The organism is Bradyrhizobium embrapense, from assembly GCF_001189235.2.
GTDB classification, from domain to species: domain Bacteria; phylum Pseudomonadota; class Alphaproteobacteria; order Rhizobiales; family Xanthobacteraceae; genus Bradyrhizobium; species Bradyrhizobium embrapense.
In genome coordinates this window covers 235,239-254,725 of the sequence record NZ_LFIP02000006.1, presented here as the reverse complement: position 1 = coordinate 254,725, position 19,487 = coordinate 235,239, and the positions used below count along the sequence as shown (strand labels likewise).

Annotated in this window: 20 protein-coding genes; 8 read left to right on the top strand and 12 right to left on the bottom strand. The window is 65.4% G+C overall.

What is annotated here, in order from left to right:
• Positions 1 to 23 precede the first annotated feature (23 nt).
• Both AKN83_RS26635 and AKN83_RS26630 read right to left on the bottom strand, forming a co-directional pair.
• Positions 24 to 1,370: an ABC transporter substrate-binding protein gene (locus tag AKN83_RS26635; protein WP_050403261.1), complete on the bottom strand. Its 1,347-nt coding sequence runs from the start codon at positions 1,368 to 1,370 to the stop codon at positions 24 to 26.
• A gap of 139 nt (positions 1,371 to 1,509) precedes the next feature.
• Complete coding sequence (locus tag AKN83_RS26630; RefSeq protein ID WP_050403262.1) at positions 1,510 to 2,553, bottom strand: C-terminal binding protein; 1,044 nt, start codon at positions 2,551 to 2,553, stop codon at positions 1,510 to 1,512.
• Between the two features lie 271 nt (positions 2,554 to 2,824).
• Between AKN83_RS26630 and AKN83_RS26625 the strand changes: the two genes are divergently transcribed.
• Positions 2,825 to 4,510, top strand: a complete 1,686-nt coding sequence (locus AKN83_RS26625) for a methyl-accepting chemotaxis protein (RefSeq protein ID WP_050403263.1) — start codon at positions 2,825 to 2,827, stop codon at positions 4,508 to 4,510.
• A gap of 265 nt (positions 4,511 to 4,775) precedes the next feature.
• On the opposite strand, the gene AKN83_RS26620 is transcribed toward AKN83_RS26625, so the two are convergent.
• Positions 4,776 to 5,159, bottom strand: a complete 384-nt coding sequence (locus AKN83_RS26620) for a nuclear transport factor 2 family protein (protein ID WP_050403264.1) — start codon at positions 5,157 to 5,159, stop codon at positions 4,776 to 4,778.
• Between the two features lie 135 nt (positions 5,160 to 5,294).
• Between AKN83_RS26620 and AKN83_RS26615 the strand changes: the two genes are divergently transcribed.
• Positions 5,295 to 6,251 carry a LysR family transcriptional regulator gene (locus AKN83_RS26615; RefSeq protein ID WP_050403265.1) on the top strand — a complete coding sequence of 319 codons (957 nt, stop codon included), beginning with the start codon at positions 5,295 to 5,297 and terminating at the stop codon, positions 6,249 to 6,251.
• Between the two features lie 12 nt (positions 6,252 to 6,263).
• Here the strand turns inward: AKN83_RS26615 and AKN83_RS26610 are convergent, their stop codons facing one another.
• Together AKN83_RS26610 and AKN83_RS26605 are read right to left on the bottom strand one after the other, a co-directional pair.
• Positions 6,264 to 7,205 (bottom strand): DMT family transporter, encoded by a 942-nt coding sequence (locus AKN83_RS26610; RefSeq protein WP_050403266.1) that lies wholly within the window; start codon positions 7,203 to 7,205, stop codon positions 6,264 to 6,266.
• A gap of 192 nt (positions 7,206 to 7,397) precedes the next feature.
• Positions 7,398 to 8,243, bottom strand: a complete 846-nt coding sequence (locus tag AKN83_RS26605; protein ID WP_050403287.1) for a metal-dependent phosphohydrolase — start codon at positions 8,241 to 8,243, stop codon at positions 7,398 to 7,400.
• A 140-nt stretch (positions 8,244 to 8,383) separates the two neighbouring features.
• Between AKN83_RS26605 and AKN83_RS26600 the strand changes: the two genes are divergently transcribed.
• On the top strand, positions 8,384 to 8,785 hold the full coding sequence (locus AKN83_RS26600) for a DUF1330 domain-containing protein (protein ID WP_050403288.1): 402 nt from the start codon (positions 8,384 to 8,386) through the stop codon (positions 8,783 to 8,785).
• Between the two features lie 122 nt (positions 8,786 to 8,907).
• Here the strand turns inward: AKN83_RS26600 and AKN83_RS26595 are convergent, their stop codons facing one another.
• Positions 8,908 to 9,525 carry a TetR/AcrR family transcriptional regulator gene (locus tag AKN83_RS26595; protein ID WP_050403267.1) on the bottom strand — a complete coding sequence of 206 codons (618 nt, stop codon included), beginning with the start codon at positions 9,523 to 9,525 and terminating at the stop codon, positions 8,908 to 8,910.
• Positions 9,526 to 9,598: 73 nt separating this feature from the next.
• Here AKN83_RS26595 and AKN83_RS26590 point away from each other — a divergent pair, with 73 nt between their 5' ends.
• Entirely contained in the window at positions 9,599 to 10,003 is a 405-nt protein-coding gene (locus tag AKN83_RS26590) for a hypothetical protein (protein ID WP_050403268.1), read from the top strand.
• 105 nt (positions 10,004 to 10,108) lie between these two features.
• On the opposite strand, the gene AKN83_RS26585 is transcribed toward AKN83_RS26590, so the two are convergent.
• The 5 genes from AKN83_RS26585 to AKN83_RS26565 form a co-directional block, all read right to left on the bottom strand.
• The gene (locus AKN83_RS26585; protein ID WP_050403269.1) at positions 10,109 to 11,263 is read right to left on the bottom strand and encodes an alpha-hydroxy acid oxidase; all 1,155 of its coding nucleotides are present in this window, start codon (positions 11,261 to 11,263) and stop codon (positions 10,109 to 10,111) included.
• 120 nt (positions 11,264 to 11,383) lie between these two features.
• Complete coding sequence (locus tag AKN83_RS26580; RefSeq protein WP_050403270.1) at positions 11,384 to 12,193, bottom strand: MlaD family protein; 810 nt, start codon at positions 12,191 to 12,193, stop codon at positions 11,384 to 11,386.
• A gap of 82 nt (positions 12,194 to 12,275) precedes the next feature.
• Positions 12,276 to 13,202, bottom strand: coding sequence for a DMT family transporter (locus AKN83_RS26575; RefSeq protein WP_050403271.1), 927 nt, complete (start codon positions 13,200 to 13,202; stop codon positions 12,276 to 12,278).
• Positions 13,203 to 13,407: 205 nt separating this feature from the next.
• Positions 13,408 to 13,794, bottom strand: coding sequence for a hypothetical protein (locus AKN83_RS26570; protein WP_050403272.1), 387 nt, complete (start codon positions 13,792 to 13,794; stop codon positions 13,408 to 13,410).
• 418 nt (positions 13,795 to 14,212) lie between these two features.
• A complete protein-coding gene (locus AKN83_RS26565) occupies positions 14,213 to 14,986 on the bottom strand; it encodes a helix-turn-helix transcriptional regulator (protein WP_050403273.1) in 774 nt (257 codons plus the stop codon).
• A gap of 78 nt (positions 14,987 to 15,064) precedes the next feature.
• Here AKN83_RS26565 and AKN83_RS26560 point away from each other — a divergent pair, with 78 nt between their 5' ends.
• The 3 genes from AKN83_RS26560 to AKN83_RS26550 are packed head-to-tail and all read left to right on the top strand — an operon-like array spanning position 15,065 to position 17,302.
• A complete protein-coding gene (locus AKN83_RS26560; protein ID WP_050403274.1) occupies positions 15,065 to 15,721 on the top strand; it encodes an acyl-homoserine-lactone synthase in 657 nt (218 codons plus the stop codon).
• On the top strand, positions 15,681 to 17,045 hold the full coding sequence (locus AKN83_RS26555) for a cytochrome P450 (protein ID WP_244522107.1): 1,365 nt from the start codon (positions 15,681 to 15,683) through the stop codon (positions 17,043 to 17,045). The genes AKN83_RS26560 and AKN83_RS26555 overlap by 41 nt, the downstream gene beginning before the upstream one ends.
• Positions 17,046 to 17,083: 38 nt before the next feature.
• The gene (locus AKN83_RS26550) at positions 17,084 to 17,302 is read left to right on the top strand and encodes a hypothetical protein (RefSeq protein WP_050403289.1); all 219 of its coding nucleotides are present in this window, start codon (positions 17,084 to 17,086) and stop codon (positions 17,300 to 17,302) included.
• A gap of 30 nt (positions 17,303 to 17,332) precedes the next feature.
• Here the strand turns inward: AKN83_RS26550 and ybaK are convergent, their stop codons facing one another.
• Complete coding sequence (gene ybaK / locus AKN83_RS26545) at positions 17,333 to 17,815, bottom strand: Cys-tRNA(Pro) deacylase (RefSeq protein ID WP_050403276.1); 483 nt, start codon at positions 17,813 to 17,815, stop codon at positions 17,333 to 17,335.
• A gap of 371 nt (positions 17,816 to 18,186) precedes the next feature.
• Here ybaK and AKN83_RS26540 point away from each other — a divergent pair, with 371 nt between their 5' ends.
• On the top strand, positions 18,187 to 19,479 hold the full coding sequence (locus AKN83_RS26540) for an adenylosuccinate synthase (RefSeq protein WP_050403290.1): 1,293 nt from the start codon (positions 18,187 to 18,189) through the stop codon (positions 19,477 to 19,479).
• Positions 19,480 to 19,487: the final 8 nt, after the last annotated feature.

Genomic DNA, 19,487 nt, shown 5'->3' with positions numbered 1-19,487 from the left:
TGATACAGTCTCGATGACCGCAGTTACCGGTTCTGCCGCCGGAAATACCGCTTGGCGCGCTGCTCGGCTTCCGCGGCTGCAGCTTCCGGCGTCGCCGCGTCGGTTGCGACCGAGGCGCACATCTGCACCAGCACATAGTCGGCAGTGACGGCACCGGTCGCGGTCGAGATCGGCCCCTTGTAGCCGTTGTAGTAGGGGCTCTTCATCGTGTTCCTGAAGATCGCGACCTTGGGATCGCCCGACCACACCGCAGCATCGACGTAGGCAGCGAGCGGTTGCGACCAGTAGCCGGAATTGGCGTTGAGCCACGGCTCGTACTGCTCCTTCTCCAGCATGAATTGCAGGAACGCCTTCGCCGCGTTGGGATAGGGGCTGTGCTTGAACACCATCGCATTCAGCGTCAGGCCCGACATCGGCGAGGTCGATGCCCGCCCCTTGGGCAGCAACTGATGCTCGGTGTCGTCGGCGATCGCCTTGGTGGCCGGATCGTTCTTCAGCGAGAAGTACAGCGAGACGCCGTTCGCGGTGAGGCCGATCTCCTGCGACGAGTAGGCGCGGTTGTTGGAGACGTCGTTCCAGGACGGCGTGCCGGCGATGAAGGTCGGATAGAGCTCCTTCAGATATTTCAGCGCGGCGATCGTCTCCTTGCTGTTGACGGTGATGTTGCCTTCCTCATCCAGCAGCGCGGCGTTGTGCGACCACAGCAGCCAGTTGGCGAAGCCGTTGCCGTCGCCGACCGCGTTGCCGAGCGCAAAGCCCGCCGGCTTGCCGGCAGCTTTCAGCTTCCTGCAGAGATCGAGAATGCCGGCGTGGTCCTCCGGCACCTTGTCGAAGCCGGCGGCATTGACCAGCGACTTGCGGTAAACCAGCGGGCCGCCGGAGGCGCCGAACGGCAGGCCGATCCAGCTCTTAGATTTCGAGCGCATGCCGTAGCGCTGCGCGAGCGTCAGCCAGCCGCCGTACCGATTGCCGAGATAATCGGCGACGTCGGTCAGCTCGATCAGCTTGTCGATATAGATGTGCGGCGCATCGCCGAAGCCGATGATGATATCGGGGCCGGCACCGGAATTCGAGGTCACCGCGGTCTGCTGGTTGATGTCCTCCCAGCCGACGAAGTCGACCTTGACCTCGACGCCGGTCTTGTCGGTGAACTTCTTGACGTTGGCGCGGAACACGTCCTCGTCGGCCTGGACGAAGCGCACCGGCCGCAGCATGCGCAGGGCCGCGCCCTTTTCGATCGGCAGCGACGGCGCCGCCACGTCGGCGGCCTTCACCTTCGACGCTTCCTGCGCCGAAGCGCCGGTAATTGCCAGTGCCGCCGCCGAAGCTCCCAGCGCCAGCGCGTCGCGACGCGTGACCTCGTACGTCATGCCGTTTGCACTCCCTGCTTCTATTGTTTCCTTCCCGGCGTTGCCCGCCGGTGAAGGGCCTTGTCGTCTCGGTGCGCCCGCCGCGCGAGAGGCCCGCGTTGCCAACGAGGCGAGGCTTCGCGCGCAACGCGTCGCCCGCCTAGCTGTTCGGACCGCGATCCATGCTGACGGGCTGCCAGCGGCGCAGCGCGGTGTTTTGCAGCACCGACGGGTTGACGCAGCTTACCGGCCACATGCCTTGCAGCACTAGTGACAATTCGTAGCCCACGCGGCGCTTGCGTGCCTCGTCAAAACGTGCCGATGCCGAGGCGACATGGGCGGTCAAGGTAACATTGTCCATCCCGAGCATCGGATTGTTGTGCGACGGCGGTTCCTTCTCCAGCACGTCGAGTGCGGCGTGGGCGATCCAGCCCTCTTGCAGCGCCTTGATCAGCGCTTCCTCGTCGACCGTGGCGCCGCGCCCGGTGTTGATGAAGATGGCTGATCTCTTCATCTGACGAAAATGCTTCTCGGTCAGCATGTGATGCACCTCGGGCCGCGCAGGCGCGTGCATCGAGACGAAATCCGACTGCGACAGCACCTCCGACAGCGTCGACGGGATCACGCCGTGGTCGTACATCAGCGTTTCCTGGATGAAAGGATCGTAGGCCATCATCCTGAGGCCGAACGGCGCGGCGCGCTTGGCCACCGCGCGGGCGACGCGGCCGAACGAGATGAAGCCGAGCGTCTGGCCCATCAGCCGCGGAATCTTCAGGAGCGCCGGGCGGCCCTCGGCCCAGCGGCCTGAGCGCACCATCTTGTCCTGCTCGATCAGTCGGCGGAAGCCGGCGAGCAGCAGCATCATGGCGTGGTCGGCGACCTCCTCGATGAAGGTGTCGGGGATGTTGGTGACGGGGATGCCGCGGGCGGTGGCGGCCTTGACGTCGACCGAGTCGACGCCGACGCTGCCGAGCGTGATAACCTTGCAGTTTTCGAGTGCGTCGATGACCGCCTTGGTGATCGGCATGCCCTTGGCGTAGATCGCGTCTGCGTTGCGCGCCGCAGCGATGAATTCGGCTTCGTTGGCCGGCGCCTCGACGATCTCCGCACCGATCGGATCGAGCGCCTCGCGCTCATAGTCGTAGCCGCCGCCGGCGACCGTGAAGCTCGCGCCCTTCGGCGTCACTACCCTGAATTTCGACATTGTCTGCTCCCGATGTGAGGTCTTCTGTTCTTGATTCTTGCTGGTTTGTTTCTTGGTCTTGTTGCTTGTCGGAGCGGGGCTTGCGTCACCGCCTTCCCATACTTCTACGCGAGCTGTGCTGTTGCCTCCACAATTGCCGGTTGGTCCGCGGCCCGATTCTCCGGGCTTCTACGGGGAACCTCCGTAACCATCGGGTAAAAGGTCTCACATTACGGTGAACGGAATCAATCCGCCAATTGCGTCGCGTTTCCCGCCTCTTCTGGAGATCCCCGTGAAGCTGTCAAATCTGAAGATCACCCCCAAGCTCGGCATTCTGGTGGGGGTGACCCTCCTTGGTCTGTGCACGGCCGGCATCCTCGCCGGTCAGCTGATGCAGCGTGAGATGACGAACGCTCGCATCGACCAGGCCAAGGCCATCGTCGAGATGGCGAAGAACATGGCGGCGAGCCTGAAGAAAGAAGTCGATGCCGGGAAGATGACCAAGGAGGCTGCGCTCGCCGAGTTCGGCAAGCGCGCCAACGCCATGACCTACGACAACGGCTCGGGCTATCTGTTCGGCACGGACTACAACGGCATCACGGTGCTGGCACCCGATCCGAAGCAGGTAGGAACCAACCGCATGGACGTCGTGACCAATGGCCGCAAGCTGTCGCAGGAGCTGATGGACGGCGTGAAGGCCAAGGGCGACATTCTGCTGTTCTATGAATATGTGAAGCCCGGTCAGGAGACGCCGATCCGAAAGCTTGGTTACGCGGTCGCGGTGCCAGGCTTCGACATGTATCTCGGCACCGGCGCCTATCTCGACGATATTGACGCCAAGATGCGCCCGATTGCCTGGTTGCTCGGACTTGCGATCCTCGGCATCGGCGTCATCTCGAGTTCGGTCGCCTGGCTGATCGGGCGCAGCATTTCCCGGCCGCTGAACCTGCTCGGTGCCCGCATGCGCGACATCGCGGATGGCAAGCTCGACGGCGACATTCCCGGCGTCGGCCGTGGCGACGAGGTCGGCGGCATGGCGGCAACCGTCCAGGTCTTCAAGGACAATGCGATCCGCATCCGCGGGCTCGAGCAGGCCGAGGCCGAAACGCAGGCCCGCGCCGCATCCGAGCGACGCAGCGCGATGCAGGACCTTGCCAGCGACTTCGAGCGCAGCGTGAACGGCATCGTCCGCACGGTCGCCTCGGCCGCCGCCGGCATGCAGACCACGGCGCAGTCGATGACCGCAACCGCCAGCGACGCCAGCGCCCGGGCCGCGACCGTGGGTGCCGCTTCCGACTCTGCCTCCAACAATGTCGGCACCGTCGCCGCCGCCGCCGAGGAGCTCTCCAGCTCGGTTGCGGAGATCTCCCGCCAGGTGGCGCGCTCCAGCGAGGTCGCAAGCCGGGCGGTGGCCGATGCCGAGCGCACCAATGCCACCGTGCAGGCGCTCTCCACCGGCGCCGAGAAGATCGGCGAGGTGGTCAAGCTGATCCACTCGATCGCCGCCCAGACCAATCTGCTCGCGCTCAACGCCACCATCGAGGCGGCGCGCGCCGGCGAATCCGGCCGTGGCTTTGCGGTGGTCGCTTCCGAGGTGAAGGCGCTGGCCAACCAGACCGCGAAGGCGACCGAGGAGATCTCGGCGCAGGTCGCCGCGATGCAGGCCTCCACCGGCGAGGCGGTGACCTCGATCGGCGGCATCACCGCGACCATCGCGCAGATGAGCGAGATCACTGCCTCGATCTCGACCGCGATCGACCAGCAAGGCGATGCGACGCGCGAGATCGCGCGCAACATTCAGCAGGTCGCAGCCGGCTCGAGCGAGATTTCCGCCCATATCGGCGGCGTCACGTCCGCGGCCGCCGCCACCGGCACCGCGGCCGGCGACGTGCTGTCGAATGCGCGCGAGCTCGACACCCAGTCGGGCATGCTGCGCAACGCGGTCGACGAGTTCCTGCAGAAGGTCCGCGCGGCGTAACGCCTGGGCGATCGATCGACGTCATCCGAATGCCCGGGCTTTCGCTCGGGCATTCGCGTTTTGAGTCGCCTGCTGCTTCTCCGATCCGGGCGCAGGGGATCAGCTTCTCCCACAACCCCGGGGCCGGCCGCAGGGGTGCGCGGCCAAAATATCGAAAACAACCCCATGCACAGTAGCCGGCGGCGGCCGCGCTCGTTCAGGTAACTTGACACGTCGGGCAACTCACTGTCATATTCCGATAGTCAGAAATCCGGCCGTTGAGACGCTACGATCCTTCCGGAAAGACCTGCGCGACGTGAAACGCCTTGGTGGTAATGAGCCACCTACCGTCGATCCTGTGAAACACCAGGTGGTCGATGAAGCCGGTCTGGCCGGCCCTGACGCGCACCTTGGCGAGGGCGAGATCGGACGCGATCTGTTCGATGCTGATGATGGCCTCCTCGCGCGGCGATTTCATCGACGCCGGCGAGGGCCGGCTGCGGATGAAGTCACGGAACTCCGCGGCCGACCGCACCGTGTGCTTGCCGTCCCGGATGCCGTGCACGATACAGGCATCGGAGAAGACGTCACGAAACCGGCTGTCGTCGACGTCATACATCAGGTTGAAATATCCATCGATCGCGGCTGCGATGGCCTGGATGTCGCTCATTGCAAAATCTCCTTAAGCGATGATGTAGCGGTGGACTCACCGGACCAGACCGGTGATCTGCGCCGACAGTGGCCGATATGGTGGCGGAGTGCTACGACTGGACGGTCATCTCTTGGATGACTGAGAGGCATCGGCATGGACGAAGTTGACGGTCGGCTGGTCGGCGGCCTGGTGGTGCTCGCAGCGCTGGCGGATGCGCGCAGCTTTGGCCGCGCTGCCGAACGGCTCGGCATGACGCAATCCGGGGTCAGCAAGGCGATCGCCAAGCTCGAGGCGCGCCTCGATGCCAGGCTGGTCCACCGCACCAGCCGCGCCGTCGAGCTCACCGAGGAAGGACGCGCGCTGTATGAGCGGGTTGCGGCGCATCTGGCCGGGATCGGCGAGGCGGCGGCGGAGACCGCGAAATTGCGCGATGCGGTCCGCGGCAGGCTGCGGGTCAATGTCGACCCGCTGTTCTCCCGCATGGTGCTCTCGCCGAAGCTGAGCGAGTTCCTGCTGCAGAACCCGGGCATGGAGCTGCGTATCGAGACCCGCGACCGGATCGCGGATCTGGTCAGCGACGGTTTTGATCTGGCGGTGCGCTTCGGCGAGCCGGTGCCGTCGGCGCTGATTGCGCGCCGCGTGCTGGAGGCGCGGGTGCTCACCGTGGCCTCGCCGATCTATCTGGAGCGACACGGCCGGCCGCTTGATCCGCGGGAGCTGGCGAGCCGCGACCATCAGTGCATCCAGGCCATCGACGCGGCGACCGGGCGTCCGTTCGATTGGGAGTTTTGGCGCGGCGGCGAGGTCGTGCCGGTCGCGGTCCACGGCCGGCTCACCGTGACCGATTCAGGAACCAAGCTCGGCGCTTGCCTGGCCGGCTTCGGCATCGCGCAGGTGATCGATATCGGCATCGACGATCACCTGCGGAGCGGCGCGCTGGTGGAGCTGTTTCCGGATTGGCCCGACGAGCGCTTTCCGCTCTACGTCTATTACGCCTCGCGTAGCCACGTGCCGGCCAAGGTGAGGCGGTTTATCGACTTCATCACGGACACGCTGGCGGCAAAGCCACATTCGCCACGCAAATCCGCCGGCCTGCGCAAGGTTGGCTAGCCATGCCTTCGGCTAGTGCTTCGCCGATCCCTGCCGAGAGGCGATGATGACGCCGGCGAGCACCAGCGCGTAGCCGATCAGATGAAACGGCGCGAGCGTCTCGCCGAGCAGCAGGATCGCCATCGCCGAGCCGAACACCGGCACCAGATGGAAGAACGGCGCCGCGCGGTTCGGCCCGATCAACGCGACGCCGCGGTTGAAGAACAGATAGGCGAGCGTGGACGGGAAGATCAGCGTGTAGCCCAGCGTGGCAAAGGTCAGAACGTCGAGCTTCAGCGTCACGCCGTTGGCGAATTCCCAGATCGCCACCGGCAGCAGCATCAGCGCGCCGCAGCAGGTGGTGAACGAGATTAGCGAGAGCTGGTGGATCTTCGGCCGCCGCGGGATCAGCGCCGAATACAGCCCGAACGACACCAGCGAGGCGCCGAACATGATGTCTCCGCGGTTGAAGCTGATGCTGGCAAGCGCCGAGAAGTCGCCGCGCAGGATGATGGTCAGCACCCCCGCCAGCGAGATCGCGATGCCGGCAAGCTGCGCCGGCGTCAGCCGCACGCCGAACAGGATCAGCGACCACAGCGCCACGAACAGCGGCCCGGCCGACTGGATCAAGAGCGCGTTCAGCGCCTCGGTATATTGCATCGCCCAGTAGGAGATCGCGTTGTTGAACGCGAAACCGACCGCGGACAACAGCAGCATCAGAGGCAGCGCCCTGCGCAGTTTCGGCCAGTCCTCCTTCAAATGCGGCCAGGCGAACGGCAGCAGGATCAGGAACACGCCGAGCCAGCGGATCGTGGTCAGCGTGACCGGCGGCACATGGCTGCCGACGTGCCGCGCCAGCACGATGTTGGCAGCCCAGAACAGCGACGTCAGGCTGAGCAGCAGATAGGGCTGGTTATTGAGCCAGTGCAGCGGCTGATGGCGCTGGGGTGTGGCGGGTGCGGGCAAAGCGGTCATTGTCTGGCGGATGTTGTGCCCGAATCCGCAGTCGCCACAAGACGAAAGAGCGGATTGGAGCCATGCATGCGGTGTCATCGCCGCAGGACACGACGTCGAATGCAGAACTATCCCCGTCACCCTTCGAGACGGCCGCGGTGCGGCCTCCTCAGGGTGACGGGGATAGGTATTGGATGTGTCTCGGATGCCCGCCTATCTCTGCGGTCCAGACAACGAGATGTCGCGCTCGGCGCGAAATACGTTGCTGTAGAGATTGGCGATCCACTGTCGTCCGGTCGAGGTGATGTTGAGGTGGCGGATCGCTTTCTGCACGTGCGGCGCGACGCTGTCCCAGTAGAAGCGCGGATAGAGGTCGACGAGATCGGCCGGCGAATCGTAGCCGAGCTGGCGGTTCAATCCGGCCTCCTCGAATTCAAGGTACAACGCGTTGGCCTTGCGGATGTAATGGGGATCGCCGAGCTGGCCGATCAGGTCGGCCGCGCGCAGCAGGATGGCTTCCTCGCCGAACTCCTCATTGCCATCAGGTGCGCTCTGCGGAAAGCGGGTGCCCTCGATGGCGCGCACGATGCGCTCCTTGTCGAGCAGCGCGACGCCCTTGAGCCGCTCCATCACGAACATCTTGGAGCGGTCGACGTGATAGGACATCAGCCCCGCATCCGACGAGCCGCGCGGCAGGATCACCTTGCGGCCGTCGGCTGAGACCAGATAGCCGTTCTCGTCGTCGGCATCGAACAGTCCGCGCACGTAGCCGATGTCATGGGTGAGGCAGGCGACGATGACATGCGCATAATCCTCGGCGTTCATGTGCGCGTGCAGCGCGCGGCCGCGCAGGATGGCGTGGCCAGCCAGGGTCACCAGCATGGTGTGCTCGACATTGTGGTAGAGCGCGTCGCTGTTGCCGATGCATTCGATCGCGATCCGCGCGATCGAGGGCACCATCTCGACAAGCTGGGTCTGCGAAGAGCCGAACCGGCGCTGCATGTATTCACCGAGGAATTTGCCGAGCGCGTCGGCCGCAAGTTCGGGAAGGGTCATCACGGCATTGACCTCCGAGAGCTGACGCGAGCTTACGGCCCGGCGATATTTCAGGCTAGTCCGGCGATGTGACATAATCGTTGCGGTCGGCCGCAGTGGTCTGGCCGACGTGACCGTATTATTCCGGGGTGGAGCAGCAGCTGATGGGTGTCGATCTATTGAACGTCAAAGGCTTGAGCGAACTGGATCAAGAGGCTCCGGTCGTGATGGTCAACCTGATGCGATTTCGCCAGCGGTCGCTCGACGGCGACGGCTCGGGCTGGGATGCCTATCTGCGCTACAGCGCGCTCACGGTCCCCATGATCAAGGCGCGCGGCGGCACGCTGCTCTGGACCGGCAGCGCCGAGACGGTCGCGCTGGGCGAGCCGGCCGGCCAGCGCTGGGATTATCTCGCGCTGGTCTATTACCCGAGCGTCGCTGCCTTCCTCGACATGATGACCTCGGCCGACTACGAGACCCGCTGCGACCCGCATCGCCGCAACGGCTGCGAGGAGCACGTCATCATCGCGACGCGCGAGGCCTACAGCAAGTTCAAGGTCGGGTGAGGTGTGCGTGCTCCCTCTACGTCTTTGCGAGCGAAGCGAAGCAACCCATACCTCCAAGCGCGGAGAGATGGATTGCTTCGTCGCTTCGCTCCTCGCAATGACGGCTGAGGGATCGCTATGGCTCACGTCCGCGGCCCAATCAGCGGTCCAAGCGCCGCGCGGCAGGCCGTCTGCAGCACCCGGCAGACCTCATCCCTTGACCGCCCCGCGCTCAGCGAGGCGAAGGTCGGGTAGCTCGTCAGCGTGAAGATCAGGTCGACGGTGTCCTTGCGGGCCTGCGGCGACGCGCTCCGGCGCGCGATGCGGTCGATCAATGCGGCGACGCCATGGCGGCGGCGTTCGTTGCGCTCGCGCAGCACCTCGGCGAATTCGGGATCGGTCGCCATCGCGTCGTGCAGGCGGCCGACAGCGGAATCGCGGCTCCAGAAGCCGCAGAAGATCTCCACCATGCGATCGAGCGCGGCGCGCGGATCGGCCATTGCCATGGCATCGGCGAGCTGATGCAGCCCGCCATGGCGCGCGATCTCGTCGAACACGGCTTCGAGCAGCCCGCGCCGCGAGCCGAACTGGTTGTAGACGGTCAGGCGCGTCACGCCGGCGGCCTTCGCCACCGTATCCAGCGAGAAGCGCGCGATGCTCTCGCCTTCGCGCAGCGTGCGCGAGGCGGCCTCGATCACGCGCTCGCGGGTTTCGGCGGCGGCGGCACTGCGCGCCGGGCTCACATAGCTGCGCGGCAGCATCGGTCGGCCTTGCTTTTGTCGGATTGACTATACATCATGTATATCTAATTTCCAGTGCCCTTGGAGCGAAACCATGCAGACCGCACTCATCATAGCGCTGTCCCTTCACGTCCTGTCATCGGTGTTCTGGGCCGGCTCCAGCTTCACTTTGGCACGCACCGGCGGCCTCGGCGGCGAAAAATTGCTGTTTCCGCAAATCGGCGCCGCGACAGTCGCGATCGTGACCGGCGCCACGCTCTGGCGCCTGGCCCATGAAGGCTCGTTCGCTCTGTCGGAGCAGATTTTGACCGGTGGTGCGAGCGCCGCGCTGGCCGCGATCGCCGTCCAGATCATCGTCGGCGGCGGCGCGGTCCGGCAGCTGCACAGCAGCGCGGGCGATAAGTCGGCTGCGCGTTCCAGGCTGGCGGTGGCGCAGCGCATCGCGGCCGGGCTGCTCGCGGTCACCGCGCTCTGCATGGGCGCGGCGCGCTATGCGTGAGTCTAGAGCCTTTTCCTTTCCGACAGAATCGGAAGGGGGCTCCAGACTCTTGTTGTGACGCGTTTTCTTCACGCGAACCGGTATCCACTTCGCTCGAAAACGCTCTTAGAACTTCCGCACCAGATCGGGGGTAATCTCCTTCAGGCTGCGGATGCCGAGCAACGCGAGGTCGCGGTCGATCTCGGCGTGCAGCAGCGAGATCGCGCGCGACACACCGGCCTCGCCTGCGACCACGGCGGCGTAGAGGAACGGCCGGCCGACCCAGACGAAGTCGGCACCGAGCGCGAGCGCCTTGATCACGTCCGTGCCGCGGCGGACGCCGCCGTCCATCATGACCGTCATGCCGCCCTTCTGCGCCGCGATCTCAGGCAGCGTGCGCAGGGCGGAGACAGTGTAGTCGAGCTGGCGGCCGCCATGGTTGGAGACCATGACGCCGTCGCAGCCGTGCTCGCGCGCCAGCCGCGCGTCCTCCGGCGAGATCAGCCCCTTGACCACGAGCTTGCCGGGCCAGCGCTTGCGGATCAGCTCGACATGCTTCCAGGCGAGTTGGTCGCGGCTGCCGATGTTGCGCATCAAGTTCTTGGACAGCACCGGCGGGCCCCGCTTGGCGTCCATGTTCTCGAAATGCGGCATGCCGTGATTGAGCACGGTGCGCGCCCACGTGTTCAGCAGCCAGTCCGGATGGGTGATGGTGTCCCAGAACACCCGCGGCGTGATCTCGAGCGGCACCTGGAAGCCGTTGCGGATGTTGTTCTCGCGGTTGGGCGGCACCGGCACGTCGGCGGTGACGACGAAGGTGTCGTAGCCGGCTGCCGCGACGCGATCGACCAGCGGCTCGATGCGCTCGGGAAGCCCGGCGAGATAGGCCTGGTACCAGGCCTGCTGATTGGCGGCGCGGACGTCTTCCAGCGTGATCAGCGAGGAGGCCGAGAGGATCATCGGGACATTGGCCGCGGCCGCGGCGCGCGCCAGCACGATGTCGCCGCGATAGGCGCACAGCGCGGACGAGCCCATCGGCGGGATCCCGAACGGCGAGGCGTAGCTCTTGCCGAACAGCGTCGTGGTCTGGTCGCGCCCGGAGACGTCGTTCAGCACGCGCGGCACGAAGCCGTATTCGTCGAATGCGCGGCGATTGTCCGACCGCGCGGCGTCGGTCTCGGCGCCGCCGGAGATGTAACCGTAGAGGAATTTCGGCAGCAGCCGCCGCGCCTGCGGCTCGAAATCGTCGAGCGTGAGATAGCGCCGCAAATGCCGGGGCACGGCGATCGCTGCGCGGTTGACGGTGGCGGGAGGTGGGGAGGGCGCTGCGGTCCGGTCGTGCACGTTGGGCGTTTCCGTTGTTCTTGGGTGTTGTTCTTGGTTCTTGGCTGGAAAGCGAGGCTAGCGCCTGGCGGCGGGCGGGACAAATTTCTCGTTGAATGTGTTGACGGACTGGCTGACGTCGCTGAGCGTCTTGCGGGTCTCGGCGATCATGGTGCCGGACTTCTTGTCGAAGCTCTGGACCAGCTCGCGCAGCGAGATCACGGTCGGCAACAGCTCGCCGCCATATTTGTCGCTGCCGAAGCTCTTCAGGAACTTGTCGGCCGAGGTCAGCTTGGCGTCGACAGTGCTGATGCCGTCGTCGGCGGCATCGATGAAGCCCGCGATCAATTCGCCATTGCCGGACAGCGAGTTGGTGAAGTTCTCGAGCCCGAGCAGCGAGTCCTTGATGTCGGCCTCGTTCTCGGTGATGACGCGGTCGACATTGCGCAGCGCGACGCGCAGTTTCTCCTGGATGCCCATCGTGCCTTCGGCGTCGGCGGTCAGCTCGGGAATGCCGTCGGCGCCGAGCGGCGGCGGCGGGGCTTCGTCGGTGCCGCCGGTGAAGGAAATCGAGGCGATCCCGGTGAGGCCCTGGAATTCGAGGCCGGCCTGGGTGTCCTTCTTGATCGGAGCGTTGCCCTCGATCCGCGTCATCGCCACCACGCGGTGGCGGTCGAGCCTGATCGAGACCACCTCGCCGATCCGCACACCGGCGAAGTTGACGCTGGCGCCGCGGCGCAGGCCCGACGCCGAGCCCTCGAACACGACGCGGAACGGCACCATCCGCTTGATGCCGGCATAGCGCTGATAGCCCAGCCAGCCGCCGAGCGAGCCGGCGATCAGGGCCAGCGTCAGGGTGCCGATCACAACATTGCTGGCGCGCGCCATGCAGACATCCGTTCGCGAAGCAGGGCTCGATCAATAGCGGATTTGCCGGCGCCCGTCACCGCGCCTGCGGACGCGGGGTAGCTCAGGCCGACTGCCTCCGCGACGCCGCGAAGACGCCGGCCAGCACCAGCGCGAAGCCGATGAAGTGGAAGGCCTGCGGATGCTCGCCGATGAACACGATCGACATGATGGTGCCGAACACCGGAACCATGTGGAAGAACGGCGCGGCGCGGTTGGCGCCGATCAGCTGCACACCGCGGTTGAAACACAGATAGGCCACCGTCGAGGGGAATACCGCGACATAGAACAGCGACAGCAGGTTGCCGGCCGTGAGCTGCATTACCGGACGCGTGCCCAGTTCCCAGATCAGGAACGGGATCAGGAACAGCGCGCCGCAGCCGAAGGTAAAGGCCGCGACCGACAGCCCATGGATCCTGGGCCGCTTCAGGGTCAGCACCGAGTAAAACGCGAAGATCACCAGCGCGGCGATGAAGATCAGGTCGCCCTTGTTGAACTCGATCTTCGACAGCGTCGTAAGATCGCCGTGCAGCAGGATCACCAGCACGCCGGCGAGCGACAGCAAGACGCCGCAAAGCTGCGCCAGCGTCAGCCGCGCGCCGAGCAGGATCAGCGACCACAGCGCGACCATCAGCGGCACGGAGGATTGCAGCAGCAGCGTGTTGAGCGCCTGGGTGTGTTCGAGCGCCCAGTACTGCAGCGTGTTGAAGGCGCTGATGCCGGTCATCGACAGCAGCAGCATGATGCCGAGATTCTTGCGGATCGCGGGCCAGTCGCTGGCGAGATGCTTCCAGGCAAACGGCAGGATGATCAGGAACGCCACGAACCAACGCAGGAACGACAGCGTCACCGGCGGAATGTGGCCGGCGGCGAGCCGGCCGACGATCGCATTGCCGGCCCAGCACATCGCGGTGATGCAGAGCAATAGATACGGCTGGTTGGCGATCCAGGAGCCGGACGCAGGCGTTGTGGTGGAATCGGTGGCAGACATGCGAAAGGCCCGGGTTCACGACGCCGCGGCCCGCCCGCCCGGCCGTCGCCGGGCCGGCATGGATCTCCCCGGCGCCCCGTCACAGACACGGATTCTGCCGTTCTATCAATGGGGATCGACGCATCGCGACCATGCGCGATGGCCCCTTACGGAAGGCGCGATGGCGCTTTGCCAGGCGGCGTACCAGCCGATCTGCCGGAAACCTCTAGCGGGTTTCCGGCGGCGTGGTCTGGCGCTTGACGATCTGCTCGGCGAGCTCGATCAGGATCCGCTTGGTGTCGGGGTCGTTGACGTCGCGGAACACCCGCAGCATGCGCAGCTCGAGCAGGGATTGCAGCGATTCCGACGCCAGGCCGCCGTGTGCCAGCGCCGTGGTGGCGGGCCGGCGATTGAGGAGATCGGCGGCGATCCCGAGCATCTCGGCGACGGTGGCCAGGCGCCCGGTATCGATTTTTACGGTGCCGTCCACGCCGTTCTTTTGCAGGGAGGCTCCCGCGCACAGGATCTCGGCGAGATCTGCCTGCGACAGCCCGATTTCGCGCCAGCGCGCCTGCACCAGTTGATCGATCTGGTCGTCCTGCGATGTGCTCATGGTGCGCTTGGGCGATCTCCAGCTACGTCCGTCGACAGCATGTCCGCAACGTTGATTGGTAGCAAATGGAACTGCGGTTCGTCGTCACGGGATTTCTACGGATCATCCGGATCGACGATCGGTCCCGCCGCATCGGGCGGCGTCCACGACAATCCGCGCTTTCACGACGGCCGGGCGGTCCACCGGGCGGGCACTGCAATACGCACCCACAGTCCAAGATCCCTGTCATCGGGCCGCAGCCTTATTATCAAGATCGTGCGCGAATGCAATCTGGGGATGTCGTCGAGGCAAATCCAACCCGGATGTGTGACCTTGCCACAGTTCGCGGCGTTGCCGGCGGGCGGTGCGATATCTTGCAAAGGGAAGCAGCGCGCACGAAAGCAGTCCTCGGAACGCCGCGACGGTCGCGCGGCGCCGCTCACAGGTCGATGATCCCGAGCGCGATGCTCTTTGCCACCCCATGCGTCTTGTTGGAGGCTTCGAGCTTGCGCAGCGCCTGCTTGATGAAGCCTTCGACGGTCTCCGGCGAAATACCGAGGATTTGCGCGGTGTCGGCCACGGTCTTGCCGCGCGCGGCCCAGGCGATCACTTCCTTTTCCCGGGCCGTGAGCTTGATGGTTTCGGCGGCTTCGGCGGGCTTCAGGATGGTCGGCGCGTTGCGCTGGTCGCGGTTGACGATGTCCATCGCCCGTTGCACCCAGTAGATCATCAACAGATGCAGTTCATGGCGATGGCAGATGAACAGCTTGTCGAAGTCGCGCGGCTGGTCTTCCCAGAAGAACACCGTCGAACTCGAATGCACGGCGCCGAGCCGGTCGCGATAGTGGAACGGCACCACGAAGCCGTCCTTGAAGCCGAACTCGCGGGCGGCATCCATCGTCTTCATCTCGGGCGCCCGCTTGTGCCCGCTGCGCTCCGGCAGCTTCAGGCTGCTCCAGCTGAACGGCGTGTTGGTGCGTCGCGACCGTGCCAGCGCCGGGTCGGCATGGACGAATTCGTTCTGCACATACGCCCGCTTCCAGGCGTCGGGATAGGTGCCGACATGATAGGGCAGATCAAGGTCGGGCCGGCCGGCATCGACAAAGGCGAAGCCCGAGAAGCCGTAGTTCTGGATGACACGGTGCAATGACGAGCTGAGCTCGTCGATGGTATCCGACGCCTCGATGGTTGCAATCGCGTCTACCAGGCCCATGACGAAAACCCCCGGTTTCCGGGGGTACCACAGTTAACCCCTTTTGTTCCAGATGTTCCGCATTTGGAGGAAAGGATAATGCCGAATGCATTGGACGGATATCATGCACTCATCACCAGGGAAGAGCTTGATCCGGCGCATGTCGGGGCGATGTTGCGGCTGCGCAAGCGGCTGTTCGTCGACCATTGCGGCTGGCTTCTGAGCACGACCGGCGACGTCGAGCGCGATCAGTTCGACTGCTGGTATACCGAGCACTGCCTGTTGTTCTCAGGCGCCGAGCTGGTCGGCGGCTTCCGGGCGATCCGCACCGACTATCCCTATCTGACCAAATCGGTGTTCCCGCAGCTTGCGGTGCGCCGCTTTCCGAGCCGCCGCGACGCCTGGGAAATCAGCCGTTTCGGCGTGCTGCCGTGCGGCGCGAGGTCGCGAACGGCGCGCGTGAACTACGCGCTGATGTTCCGCTTCGCCGAGCTGCGCGGGGCGGCGGCGCTCGTGGCGCTCGCCGACCTTTCCTACGAGCGCTTTCTCACCCGTATGGACATTCGCACCCGCCGCTACGGCCCGCCGCAGGTGATCGGCAATGATCGTATGGGCCGCCCGCTGACGGCGCTCGCCGGAGAAATCCCGCTTGGTCTTTCCGACAATCCCGGCCTGACCAAATTCCTCGACCTTGGACGGCAATTGGAGATCCACGATGCCTCACATGTTCTCGGACGTTCGAGCATTCCAGCGTGACCCGCTGCGTCTGCTGCTGACGCGCGGCAACGAGGCCGAACCGGGGCTCGTGCCCCTGCGGCTCGGTCCCGCGCCCGTGTTTCTGGTGAACGATCCCGATCTGCTGCGCCCGATCCTCAAGGCGCCGGAGACCGACATCGGAAAGGGCAAGCTGATCAAGAAGCTGACGCCGGTGCTCGGCCGCTCTTCGCTGATGCTGAGCGGCGAGGAGCACAAGCGGCGGCGCACGGTGCTGCAGAAGCACATGGCCAAGGGCAGCGTCGAGAAATTCCTGCCGCATATGTGCGCCGAGATCCGCGCGGTCGGCGCCAGTCTGGCCCGGCTCGGCTCGTTCGATCCGCACCATGTCACCGCGATGCTGGCGTTGCGGACCATCTGCGTCGCGATCTTCGGCTCCCAGGTGATGTCGTCCGGCGACGAGGAAGCGCTGGTGCAAGCCGTCGGCGTGATCGAGGATGATCTCGCCGAGGAGATGTTCCGCGCCTTGCCGTTCGGTCCGGTGGCTTGGTACCGGCGCCGGCAGAACCGGGTCTGCGCCAAGCTTGCGATGTCGACGGTGGTGCAACGGCTGCGCCGCAAGGCGGGCTCGAGCAGCGCGCTGCGCGACCTCGAGGCGCTTGGCCTCAGCGATCGCGATCTCGAGGACGAGATCCTGACACTGCTGCTGGCCGGCCACCACACCACGGGATCGACGGCGGCGTGGATGTTCTACCAGATGGCCGCCGATCCCGCCCTGATGGACGACATTGCCGACGAGGCGGCGGAGTGCATCGGCGACGACGGCGAGCTGCGGCTTGACGCGGTCAAGCACGCCAATCTGAGCGCGACGTTCGTCAAGGAGGTCTGCCGGCTCTATCCCAGCGCCTGGTGGTTCTCGCGCGAGGTGATGCAGCCGGTGACGATCGGCGGGCGCGAGCTCAAGGTCGGCACCTCGCTGGTGATCTGTCCCTGGCAATTGCAGCGCGATCCCAGGCATTTCCCCGATCCCGACCGCTTCCTGATGACGCGGCGCTACAACACCGACGCCTACATCCCGTTCGGCGCCGGCCCGCGTGCCTGCGCCGGGATGGGGGTTGCGATGCTCGAGCTGCAATTGCTGGCGCTCGAAATTGCCGCGGCCTATCGCTTCACCGCCGTGAGCCCGAATCCGGCGCCCTGGCCGAAAGCCTCGGTGACGCTGATTCCACCGCCGATGACGATCGACATCGAAGTCCGCGAGATTCCATCGCGCATCCTGCATCTCGGCGAGGAAGCCGAGCGGCTGCCATACATTCCACCCGCCAATGCGGCGTCCATCAGCTCATTACAATCGGTATCCCAATGACAACACACATCACGACGGCCGGCATCGGGCAGAGGGCCATGGATCAAGTGCAAATGCGCAGTCTGCGCGACGTCATCGCGGTCTTGATCGAGCAGCGCAGCATCGTGACGGCGTCCGGCGCGACCTTCGCCGCACATCTGCTCGATCTCGCGATCATGCAGCTCAGGCTCAACGTCAACGATATTTCGGCGGAGGAGTTGTCCGGCCTGTCCGACTACGTCGGCGCGGAGTTTGGCCGCAACAAGCCCTCGCACTGATCGCGCGACGCGTTATCGAGCGAAGGGGCCCTAGTCCTGCGTCGCCACCAGCGCCTTCATCGTGGCGCCGGCGGCGAGCGCGGCGTCGTTCGGATCGATCTCGATCTGCAGGCCGCGCTGGCCGCCATTGACGAACACGGTGACATGGGTGAGCGCGGTCTCGTCGATCGCGGTCGGCACTTTCTTTTTCTGGCCGAACGGGCTGATGCCGCCGACATGGTAGCCGGTCAGCCGCTCGGCATCGGCCGGGCGCATCATCTTCGCCGACTTGCCGCCGAGGGCTGCCGCAAGCTTCTTCATGCTGAGCTCGCAATCGGACGGCACCACGGCGCAGACCGGCTTGCCGTCGACCTCCGCCATCAGCGTCTTCAGCATCCGGTTCGGGTCGACGCCGAGCGCCTCCGCGGCCTGCAGCCCGATGCTCTCGGCGCTGGAATCGTAGACATAGGTGTGTAGCCTGAAGGCAATGCCGAGCTTGCGCAGCGCCATCGTCGCTTGTGTCGAACTGGGCATGGATCCTGCCGGTTGATATGGCCGAATGATCGCCGCAATGGGCCCGCCGATCAATCGGCCGTAAGGTCAGTCCAAGGTCGGCCCATGGTCGGCCCAAGGCCACCCCAACATTAAATTCCTGCCCGGCCGGCGCAGCCCGGCCCGGCATGGAATTTTCAGGGGATATCAAAGGCTTGTTGCTAATCTAAAAGGCGTAAACGACCCCGTTCTTGCTTGCGCAGCCGACCCGCTTCCTTTATCCGGTAGGCGCCTTGCGTGCGCGCGGCCGGGCGCCGCGATTTGGGCTGGGCATATCATGCATGGTCGCTGTGGGCGGACGCGTTTTCGCCGCGATCATGGTCTCTGAAACAGCTGAAGGGAACATCTTCGCAATGGCCAATGTTGTCGTCGTCGGCGCCCAATGGGGCGACGAGGGGAAGGGCAAGATCGTCGACTGGCTGTCGGAACAGGCCGACATCGTCGTGCGCTTCCAGGGCGGCCACAATGCCGGCCATACGCTCGTGATCAACGGCGAGACCTACAAGCTGGCGCTGCTGCCCTCCGGCGTGCTGCGCCCGAACAAGCTCGCGGTGATCGGCAACGGCGTGGTGTTCGATCCGCAGGCCTTCCTCGACGAGGTCGCCAAGCTGAAGGGACAGGGCGTTGCGGTCGGACCGGACAATCTGCGGATCGCGGAGAATGTGACGCTGATCCTGCCGCTGCATCGCGAGCTCGACGCCCTGCGCGAATCCTCCAACGCCATCACCTCGATCGGCACCACCCGCCGCGGCATCGGGCCGGCCTATGAGGACAAGGTCGGCCGCAGAGCCATCCGCCTGATGGACCTCGCCGACCTCGACACCCTGCCGCACAAGATCGAACGGCTGCTGGCGCACCACAATGTGCTGCGCCGCGGCCTCAATCTGGAGGAGATCGACGGCAAGGGCATCCTGGCCGAGCTGACGGCGCTGGCGCCGAAGCTGCTGCCCTATGCCGAGACGGTGTGGCGGCTGCTCGACCTCAAGCGCCGCGAGGGCAAGCGCATCCTGTTCGAGGGCGCGCAGGGCGCGCTGCTCGACGTCGACCACGGTACCTATCCCTATGTGACGTCGTCCAACACGGTGGCGGCGCAGGCTGCGACCGGGACCGGCATGGGCCCGGGCACGGTCGGTTATGTGCTCGGCATCTGCAAGGCCTACACCACCCGCGTCGGCCAGGGACCGTTCCCGACCGAGCTGCATGACGAGATCGGCGAGGAAATCGGCCGCCGCGGCAAGGAGTTCGGCGTCAACACCGGGCGCAAGCGCCGGGTCGGCTGGTTCGACGCGATGCTGGTGCGGCAGACCGTCCGGACCTGCGGCATTGCCGGGCTGGCGCTGACCAAGCTCGATATTCTCGACGGCTTCGACAGCATCAAGGTCTGCATCGGCTACAAGCTCGACGGCAAGGAAATCGACCATCTGCCGGCGGGCGAGGGCGCGCAGGCCCGCGTCGAGCCGATCTACGAGATCATCGAGGGCTGGAAGCAACCGACCGCCAATGCGCGGTCCTGGGCGGACCTGCCGGCCCAGGCCATCAAGTATGTCCGCCGGGTCGAGGAGCTGGTCGGGTGCCCGGTCACCCTGCTTTCCACCAGCCCGGAACGTGAAGATACTATTCTGGTACAGAATCCGTTCGAGGCTTAACGGGATAT